Annotated in this window: 1 protein-coding gene; it reads left to right on the forward strand. The window is 41.6% G+C overall.

Translation table 11 applies throughout. The annotated features are described in order from the left end of the window. The first annotated feature begins 1,203 nt into the window (after window positions 1-1,203). Window positions 1,204-2,079: an Rpn family recombination-promoting nuclease/putative transposase gene (locus ACQRBJ_RS15880; RefSeq protein WP_445304211.1), complete on the forward strand. Its 876-nt coding sequence runs from the start codon at window positions 1,204-1,206 to the stop codon at window positions 2,077-2,079. Window positions 2,080-2,143: the final 64 nt, after the last annotated feature.

A 2,143-nucleotide genomic window follows, 5' to 3' on the forward strand; every position in this document is an offset into this window, starting at 1 on the left:
GACAGCACTGCAGGGCGGTTACATCCTTTCCCTTAATAGTTAAGGGAAAGGCTTGGTCAGGGATTAAGAACCCTCCCGCAGGGGAGGGACAGGTGGGGCAAAAAAACACCTCTTTGTCAAAGGAGGGACGGGGTGGATCGAAAAACCTGACGGGGTGGATCTAAGATTACATGACGACGCAGGAATCTCTGCGTCGGGACGTAGGAAAGATTACGTCGCCATGTAGTAGAGGCTACGTCGGGACATAATTTTGAGGTATCTATAAGGAATTAGATCAGATACTTTATAAATTTACCACCTTTCTTATACGCACACGGAAAAAGTTTTTTCGTGAAAAAAGTCTCAAAGTATCATCTTTTCGACTAAATTCAGATATAAACATCTGATACACAATAAGATAAAAGAACGATACTTTTCGGATTACTTTACAAAAAATATCATAGAAGTATCATAAATTTGATAGAAGTATCATAAAAACCGTCATTGAAGCATCACAAAATCGCCATAAAGCATCATGCATAATAGCGAAGCTGCCGACCCGCAAGAAGTGCCCAAAAAATATCCGACGCTTTGGGCACTCAGTGCCCGCCGTACGGGCAACGACTGCCCGTTACTTGTTCTCTCAATGCCCGACACTTGGTCCCTGAGTGCCCACTTGACGGGTAAGGATAGACCGCTTAATGGTCTCTAACAGACCACCTTATGTGCTGTTTTTCCAAATCCTGCTTGTCAATCTTTTCTCTTATTCCTATTTTGTGTTTACATTCTTTATATCTTGGAAAAATAGACACTTTCAATTTTATAAAACTGGAATAGTAGACACTTCTTTTTTAGTCTTTTAAATCGACTCAAAGCCGAATTTCATGATACTTCTTCCGGATTTATGATACTTTAATGATACTTCTTGTAAAATAATCAAAAAAGTCTCATTCGTGTATATTACAGAATATCAGTTGTTTATAAGAATATTTCACAAAATAATGATACTTTGAGACTTTTTCACGCAAAAAACTTTTTTTGTGCAGGAAATAAATATGGAGGAAACTTTATGCCACACCCTTATGCGTTTTTATGTGGAGTCACGCAGATTTTTTACTTTTTTACCTTTAAATAGCCTTTTTACTTTTTTACCTTTAAAAGTCCCCGAAAAGCTTGCAGGTTTGAAAATAAAGTCGTAACTTTGCGCTATAGATTAAAAAACAGATGGTTATGAAGTACTTAGATCCTAAGGCAGACCTCACGTTCAAGAAGATATTCGGCAATCATCCCACAAGACTAATCAGTCTCCTGAACGCCCTCCTGCCACTCAGCGACGAGGAGCAGATACACGAAATCAAGTATCTGCCTACAGAACTTGTGCCCCAGCTCGAAGGGGGCAAGAATACCATTGTGGATGTTCTCTGCACCGACATCAGAGGCAGGAAGTTCTGTGTGGAAATGCAGATGGAATGGTCTGACGCATTCCAGCAGCGAGTATTGTTCAATGCTTCCAAACTCTATGTGAGCCAGGCTAAAAAGGGAGGAAAATACAGTGAACTCCAACCTGTATATTCCCTGAATCTTGTGAATGATATCTTTGCGCATGATACTCCGGATTTTATCCACAACTATCGCATCGTACATGATAAGGACAGCAATAAGGTCATCGAGGGCTTGCATTTCACCTTCATTGAGCTCCCTAAGTTCACTCCTCATTCCATTGCGGACAAGCGCATGATGGTACTGTGGCTGCGTTTCCTCACAGAAATCAATTCCAATACGAAGGAAGTACCAGCCGACCTGCTTAATGATCCAGAGATCGGAAAAGCCGTAGAAGAACTGGAGATTTCCGGTTTCTCGGATGCCGAACTCAGAGCCTATGACAAGTTCTGGGATTCCGTAAGCGTTGAAAGAACCCTCCTGGATGACAGATACCAGAAAGGTAAGGAAGAAGGTAAGGAAGAAGGAAGAGCTGAAGGCATGTCCCAGCGAAGTCTGGAAATCGCCCGAAACCTTCTGTCACTTGGACTTCCTATCGATCAAATAACCCAAGCCACTGGCTTGACGGAAGAAGAGATTGAACTGCTGAAGGAGAGCTGATGGTACAAACTTTTTCCACTTATACTTGGCTAATCCAAATTTTCTTCGTAATTTAGCAGCGCAA

The organism is Prevotella sp. SGI.167, from assembly GCF_050313615.1.
GTDB lineage: Bacteria > Bacteroidota > Bacteroidia > Bacteroidales > Bacteroidaceae > Prevotella.

What these genes read in the sequence shown, in the direction of transcription:
- ACQRBJ_RS15880 (WP_445304211.1), top strand. Translation starts at nt 1,204, where the DNA reads ATGGTTATGAAGTACTTAGATCCTAAGGCAGACCTCACGTTCAAGAAG.